The sequence below is a fragment of the Mesorhizobium sp. M7A.F.Ca.CA.004.04.2.1 genome, from assembly GCF_004022825.1.
In the GTDB taxonomy this organism is placed as follows: Bacteria; Pseudomonadota; Alphaproteobacteria; order Rhizobiales; family Rhizobiaceae; genus Mesorhizobium.
This window is the reverse complement of record NZ_RZPH01000260.1, coordinates 1-6,305: the sequence shown is the minus strand read 5'-3', so window position 1 is coordinate 6,305 and position 6,305 is coordinate 1. Positions and strand designations below refer to the sequence as shown.

Sequence of the window (6,305 nt, the reverse complement as noted above, 5' to 3'; positions counted from 1 at the left end):
GGCGCGCCCGCCGATGCAGCCGCTCCGGCAAAGCCGGCTGAGGGTGCCGCGCCGGCCGCTCCCGCCGCCCCGGCTCCGGCCGCACCGGCGCCTGCCCAATAGCCAGATATCATCTCGACGACCTTGAAAAAGCCGGGTTCAGCCCGGCTTTTTTGTTGGGAAAACCGCATAGGCGGCGACAAAGCCGCGCATGGCGGTTTTCACGAGCGCCAAATCATCTAGATTGCCATGAACGGGCATTGCGAAGAGGATAGTGCATGACGGTTGGCCGAACGCTTCTCAAGTCGTTGCTGGCGGCAGCCCTTCTGGCGGCGGGCTTGCAGGCTGCCCGCGCCGACGAATGGCGCACCACCTCATCGCTGATCGGCGAGTCCAAATACGGCGCCAATTTCCAGCACTACGACTACGTCAACCCGAACGCGCTCAAGGGCGGCACGCTGAATTCGGTGGTGCCAGGTACATTCGACAGCTTCAATCCCTACGTGGTCCAGGGATCACCGGCCGCCGGCCTCGTCGGGTTTGGCGGCGGCCTGCTCTACGACACGCTGATGGAGCAGGCGACCGATGAAGGCAGCACCAGCCATCCACTGATCGCCGATGCCTACAAATATCCTGATGATTATTCCTCCGCGACCTACCGGCTCGATCCGCGCGCCAAATGGCATGACGGCCAGCCGATCACCGTCGATGACGTGATCTGGTCGTTTCATGTGCTGAAGGCCAACAGCCCGCAATACAGCCGCTATTTTGAGAATGTCACCGATGCGGTGGCGATTTCGGATCGCGAGGTGGAGTTCCATTTCAACCAGAAGGGCAATCGCGAACTGCCCAAGATCATCGGCGACCTTGCCGTGCTGCCGAAACATTGGTGGGAAGGCACCGATGCCAACGGCAAGAAGCGGGACGTAACCAAGCCGACGCTGGAAATTCCGCTCGGTTCGGCCGCCTACAAGATCACCAGCTTCAAGCCGGGTTCGGAAATCATCTGGCAGCGTGTGCCGGACTATTGGGCGGCCAAGCTGCCGGTGAAGATCGGCCGTGAGAATTTCGACACCCGACGCTACACCTATATTCTGGACGACAACGCTGCCTGGCTCGCCTTCACCAAGGGTGGGCTGGAAGACATCAACCGCGAATACAGTTCGCGCAAATGGGCGACGGCTTACAATTTCCCGGCATTCCAAGCCGGCGATGTCATCAAGAAGGATTTCCAGACCCAGGCGCCGGAACCGATGCAGGGCTTCGTCCTCAACCAGCGGCGGCCGCTGTTCCAGGACCGGCTGGTGCGTGAAGCGCTGACCATTCCGTTCGATTTCGAGAGCATGAACCGCACACTGTTCTTCGGCTTCAACACCCGCACGTCGAGCTATTTCCAAGGCACCGAACTGGCCTCGAACGGGTTGCCGCAGGGCAAGGAACTGGAAATCCTGGAAAAATACCGAGACAAGCTGCCGCCCGAACTTTTCACCCAGGAATTCAAGCTGCCGGTTTATGATTCACCGCAGGCGGAACGGAAGTACCTGAAACAGGCGGTCGATCTCTTCGCCAAGGCGGGCTGGGTGATCAAGGGCGGCAAGATGGTCAATGCCAAGACCGGCGCGCCGTTCAAGTTTGAAATCCTCGGTTGGAACGACACCGACCAGGTCATCGCCAGCCCCTACATCGCCAATCTGCGCAAGATCGGCGTCGACGCCACTTTGCGCATCATCGACCAGACGCAGTACATCAACCGCGTCAACAATTTCGATTTCGATGTCGTTACCGGGATGCTGCAGCAGTCGGAATCGCCGGGCAACGAGCAGCGCGACTTCTGGAGCTCGAAAGCTGCCGACTCGCCCGGTTCGCGCAATCTGATGGGCATCAAGGACCCGACCGTCGACGCGCTGGTCGATCGCATTATCTTCGCGACCGATCGCGACGATCTCGTCGCCGCCACCCATGCGCTCGACCGCATCCTGCTGTGGAACTTCTACGTGGTTCCCCAATATTACCGGTCGGCGGTGTGGCTGGCCTATTGGGACAAGTTCAAATTCCCCGACAAGCAGCCTGCCTATGCCGGAGCCGACATCGATTCCTGGTGGATCGACCCGGACAAGGAGAAGGCGCTGGCGGCCAAATACAAGGGTGGCAATTGATGGCGGCCCTTGCCCGCCGCGACTTCCTGGCCCTGGGCAGTGCCGCGGCAGCCGCCGCCTTGTTGCCCGGCCGGGCCTTCGCCGAAATTGCGACCGGCACCAAGCTGCATGGCCTGTCGGCCTTCGGCGACCTCAAATACAACCCCGATTTCGCGCATTTCGACTACGTCAATCCGGACGCCCCAAAAGGCGGCCAGATGAATTTCGCGCCGCCGAACTCGACCCTCAATCAGAGCTTCCTGACCTTCAACACCCTGAATTTCCTGGTGTTGAAGGGAGAGGCTCCGCCGCGCGCCGAACTCTGTTTCGATTCCCTGATGACAAGCGCGCTCGATGAGCCGGATGCGGCCTACGGCCTGCTCGCCGAAACCGTTACCCTGTCGCCAGACCGCAACGGTTTCCGCTTCGCCCTGCGACCGCAAGCGCGTTTCCATGACGGCTCGCCGCTGACCGCGGACGACGTTGTCTTCGCGCTGAAGCTTTATAAGGACAAGGGCCATCCGAACCTTTCCCAGGCGTTGCGGTACATGACCGACGCGGTTGCGGTCGATCCCGCCACCGTCAACCTCACTTTCAACGGCGAACAGTCAGCGCAAAACATCCTGGCGATCGTGGGGATGCCGATCGTCTCCAAGGCCTTTTATACGGCCAATGATTTCGATGCCTCGACCATGACACCGCCGCTTGGCTCGGGTCCCTACAAGATTGGACGCGTGGCGGCCGGACAGACTGTCGAATATGACCGCGTGGCCGACTATTGGGGCCGCGATCTCCCAGTGAACCGCGGCCTCTACAATTTCGACCGCATCCGCATCGACTTCTATCTTGACCGGCAGGCGGCGTTCGAAGCCTTCAAGAAAGGCGACACGCATTTTCGCGAGGAATTCACCTCACGGGTATGGGCGACCGGATATGACTTTCCGGCGCTGAAGGACGGCAAGGTCGTCAAACGGGAATTTCCCGGCGAGAAGACGCCGGACATGCAGAGCGTCGCACTGAACCAGCGTCGTCCGCAATTCCGCGATGAGCGGGTGCGGCGGGCGATCGCCAGGTGCTTCGATTTCGAATGGATGAAGCGGGCCTTGTTTTACGGCTCCTACGAGCGTTCTCAATCGAACTTCGAACGGTCGGATTACAAGGCCGAAGGCCTGCCCTCGCCTGAGGAATTGGCCCTGCTGGAGCCGTTCCGGGCCGAATTGCCGCCAGAGGTTTTTGGTGAAGCGGTGACGCAGCCCCTTTCCGACGGTTCGGGCCATGACCGCAAGCTGCTGGGCGAGGCTTCGAGATTGCTTGCGCAGGCCGGCTGGAAGCGCGATGGCAGTTTCGTCGTCAACGACAAGGGTGAGCGGCTGCGGGTCGAAATGCTGGCGGAGGACGACGGCATCGTTCGCATCTACACCCCTTGGTCCGAGAATATGAAGGCGATCGGGATCGACGCATCGATCCGGCAAATCGATTCGGCGCAGTATGAGCAGCGGCACAGCAATTACGACTTCGATCTTGCCTTGCTGCATTGGTCGATCGGGGCGACGCCGACCGACGACAGCCTGCAGATGCTCTATGATTCCCGGATGGCGAAAATCCCGGGGCAGCGCAACTATCCGGGCACGGAAAGCAAGGCCATCGACGCCCTGATCGCGGCAGCCGGCAAGGCGAAAGACCGTATAGAACTCGTCACGGCGCTCAGAGCGCTCGACCGGGTCTTGCGCGCGCGGCTGGACTGGATTCCAACATACTATCTGGCGAATCACCGCGTCGCCTATTGGGACATGTTCGGCTTTGTCGAACAGAAGCCCGATTTCGGCTTTCCGGTCGAGACGCTGTGGTGGTTCGATAAGGGCAAGGCGGCAAAAATTGGCAAAGGCTGAGATGTTCGCTCAAGCGGGGCAAAAGGCCTGATGGGCGCCTATATCCTGCGCCGCATCCTGTTGATGATCCCGACCCTGTTCGGCATCATGGCGATATCCTTCGCCGTCATCCAGTTCGCCCCCGGCGGTCCGGTCGAACAGGTCATCGCCCGGCTGACCAATCAGGGCGGCAGCGACCGCCTCGGCGGCGGTGGCGGCGACGCGGGCGCTGGCAGCAATTTCGATGCAGCCGGTGACGTCAGTTCGAAATATCGCGGGGCGCAGGGGCTCGATCCGGAATTCATCAAGAAGCTGGAAAAGCAGTTCGGCTTCGACAAGCCGCCGCTCGAGCGCTTCGGCATGATGCTGTGGAACTATGCCCGCTTCGATTTCGGCGACAGCTATTTCCGCGACATTTCGGTGCTCGACCTGATCCTGGAGAAGATGCCGGTGTCGATCTCGATCGGGCTGTGGATCACGCTTTTGTCCTACCTGATCTCGATCCCGCTCGGCATCCGCAAGGCGGTCAAGGACGGCACTCCCTTCGACGTCTGGACCAGCGGCGTCGTCATTGTCGGCTATGCCATTCCGGGCTTCCTGTTCGGCATCATGCTGATGGTGCTGTTTGCCGGCGGGTCGTTCTGGGACTGGTTTCCGTTGCGCGGCCTCACCTCGGACAATTGGGATCAATTGTCCTGGTGGGGAAAGATCGTCGACTATTTCTGGCACATGACCTTGCCGCTGACCGCGCTGGTGCTGTCGGCCTTCGCCACCACGACGCTATTGACCAAGAACTCGTTCCTCGAAGAAATCCGCAAGCAGTATGTGGTGACGGCGCGGGCCAAGGGCCTGTCGGAACGGCAGGTGCTCTACGGCCACGTCTTCCGCAACGCCATGCTGATCGTCATCGCCGGCTTTCCCGGCGCCTTCATCTCGGCCTTCTTCACCGGCTCGCTGCTGATCGAGAACATCTTTTCCCTCGACGGCCTCGGCCTGCTCGGCTTCCGGTCGGTGGTCGAGCGCGACTATCCCGTGGTGTTCGCCAATCTTTACATCTTCTCGCTGCTCGGGCTGTTCGTCGGTCTCTTGTCCGACCTGCTCTACACCTGGGTCGATCCGCGCATCGATTTCGAGCGGAGAGACATCTGATGTCGGAGGCTACAGTCCCCGTGGACGCGGCACCCGCGCGGATCAAGCGGCCGTTTCTGTCGCCGCTCAACAAGCGGCGCCTGCAGAACTTCAGAGCCAACCGGCGCGGCTACTGGTCGCTGTGGATCTTCCTCGTCCTGTTCGTGCTGTCGCTGTTTTCCGAGTTCATCGCCAACGACAAGCCGATCATCGCCTCCTACAAGGGCGAGATCCTGTTTCCGGTGCTGGTCGCCTACCCCGAGGAAAAATTCGGCGGTTTCTATGCCGTCACCGATTATCGCGACCCGGTCATCCAGGACGAGATCAACGCCAATGGCTGGATGATCTGGCCACCGGTGCGCTACTCCTATCAGACCGTCAACAACGCCATTCCGGAAGCAGCGCCGGCCAGGCCGTCTTGGCAGTATGACGCCACGAAGCGCTGCAACCAGTATCCGAAGGGTGCCGCCGACCCCGCCTGCATCGTCGGCAACTGGAATTGGCTCGGTACCGACGACCAGGCGCGCGACGTGCTGGCGCGCGTCATCTACGGCTTCCGCATTTCGGTGCTGTTCGGCCTGATCCTGACCGCCGGCTCGGCCTTGATCGGCGTCGCGGCCGGCGCCGTGCAAGGCTATTTCGGCGGCTGGACGGATCTCTTGTTCCAGCGTTTCATCGAAATCTGGTCGGCGATCCCGGTGCTCTATCTCCTGCTCATCGTCGCCGCCATCCTGCCGCCGGGCTTCTTCATCCTGCTCGGCCTGATGCTGCTGTTCTCCTGGGTGGCGCTGGTCGGCGTGGTGCGGGCCGAGTTCCTGCGCGCCCGCAATTTCGAATATGTCAACGCGGCCCGGGCGCTCGGCGTGCCCAACCGCACCATCATGTTCCGGCACCTGCTGCCCAACGCCATGGTGGCGACATTGACCTTCATGCCCTTCCTGCTCTCAGGCTCGATCTCGACGCTGACCTCGCTCGACTACCTCGGCTTTGGCCTGCCGCCCGGCTCCGCCTCGCTCGGCGAACTGCTCAAGCAGGCGCAGCGGAACCTCAATGCGCCGTGGCTCGGCATCTCCGGCTTCGTCGTCATCTCGCTGATGCTGTCGCTGCTGGTCTTCGTCGGCGAGGCGACGCGCGACGCCTTCGATCCGCGCAAGACGTTCAGATGAGCGAAGCCCCCTTGCTCAGCGTACAGGAC

Annotated in this window: 4 protein-coding genes; all 4 read left to right on the top strand. The window is 61.3% G+C overall.

Going from position 1 to position 6,305, the window contains the following annotated elements; genetic code table 11:
• Window positions 1–257: 257 nt before the first annotated feature.
• The 4 genes from EN893_RS13995 to EN893_RS13980 are packed head-to-tail and all read left to right on the top strand — an operon-like array spanning window position 258 to window position 6,276.
• On the top strand, window positions 258–2,135 hold the full coding sequence (locus EN893_RS13995; RefSeq protein WP_127271570.1) for an extracellular solute-binding protein: 1,878 nt from the start codon (window positions 258–260) through the stop codon (window positions 2,133–2,135).
• Window positions 2,135–4,003, top strand: a complete 1,869-nt coding sequence (locus EN893_RS13990; RefSeq protein ID WP_127269783.1) for an extracellular solute-binding protein — start codon at window positions 2,135–2,137, stop codon at window positions 4,001–4,003. Before EN893_RS13995 ends, EN893_RS13990 begins: the two co-directional genes overlap by 1 nt.
• A 30-nt stretch (window positions 4,004–4,033) precedes the next feature.
• Window positions 4,034–5,131, top strand: coding sequence for a microcin C ABC transporter permease YejB (locus EN893_RS13985; RefSeq protein ID WP_127269782.1), 1,098 nt, complete (start codon window positions 4,034–4,036; stop codon window positions 5,129–5,131).
• Window positions 5,131–6,276, top strand: a complete 1,146-nt coding sequence (locus EN893_RS13980; RefSeq protein ID WP_127271572.1) for an ABC transporter permease — start codon at window positions 5,131–5,133, stop codon at window positions 6,274–6,276. The genes EN893_RS13985 and EN893_RS13980 overlap by 1 nt, the downstream gene beginning before the upstream one ends.
• Window positions 6,277–6,305 lie beyond the last annotated feature (29 nt).

What these genes read in the sequence shown, in the direction of transcription:
- EN893_RS13995 (WP_127271570.1), top strand. Translation starts at nt 258, where the DNA reads ATGACGGTTGGCCGAACGCTTCTCAAGTCGTTGCTGGCGGCAGCCCTT.
- EN893_RS13980 (WP_127271572.1), top strand. Translation starts at nt 5,131, where the DNA reads ATGTCGGAGGCTACAGTCCCCGTGGACGCGGCACCCGCGCGGATCAAG.
- EN893_RS13985 (WP_127269782.1), top strand. Translation starts at nt 4,034, where the DNA reads ATGGGCGCCTATATCCTGCGCCGCATCCTGTTGATGATCCCGACCCTG.
- EN893_RS13990 (WP_127269783.1), top strand. Translation starts at nt 2,135, where the DNA reads ATGGCGGCCCTTGCCCGCCGCGACTTCCTGGCCCTGGGCAGTGCCGCG.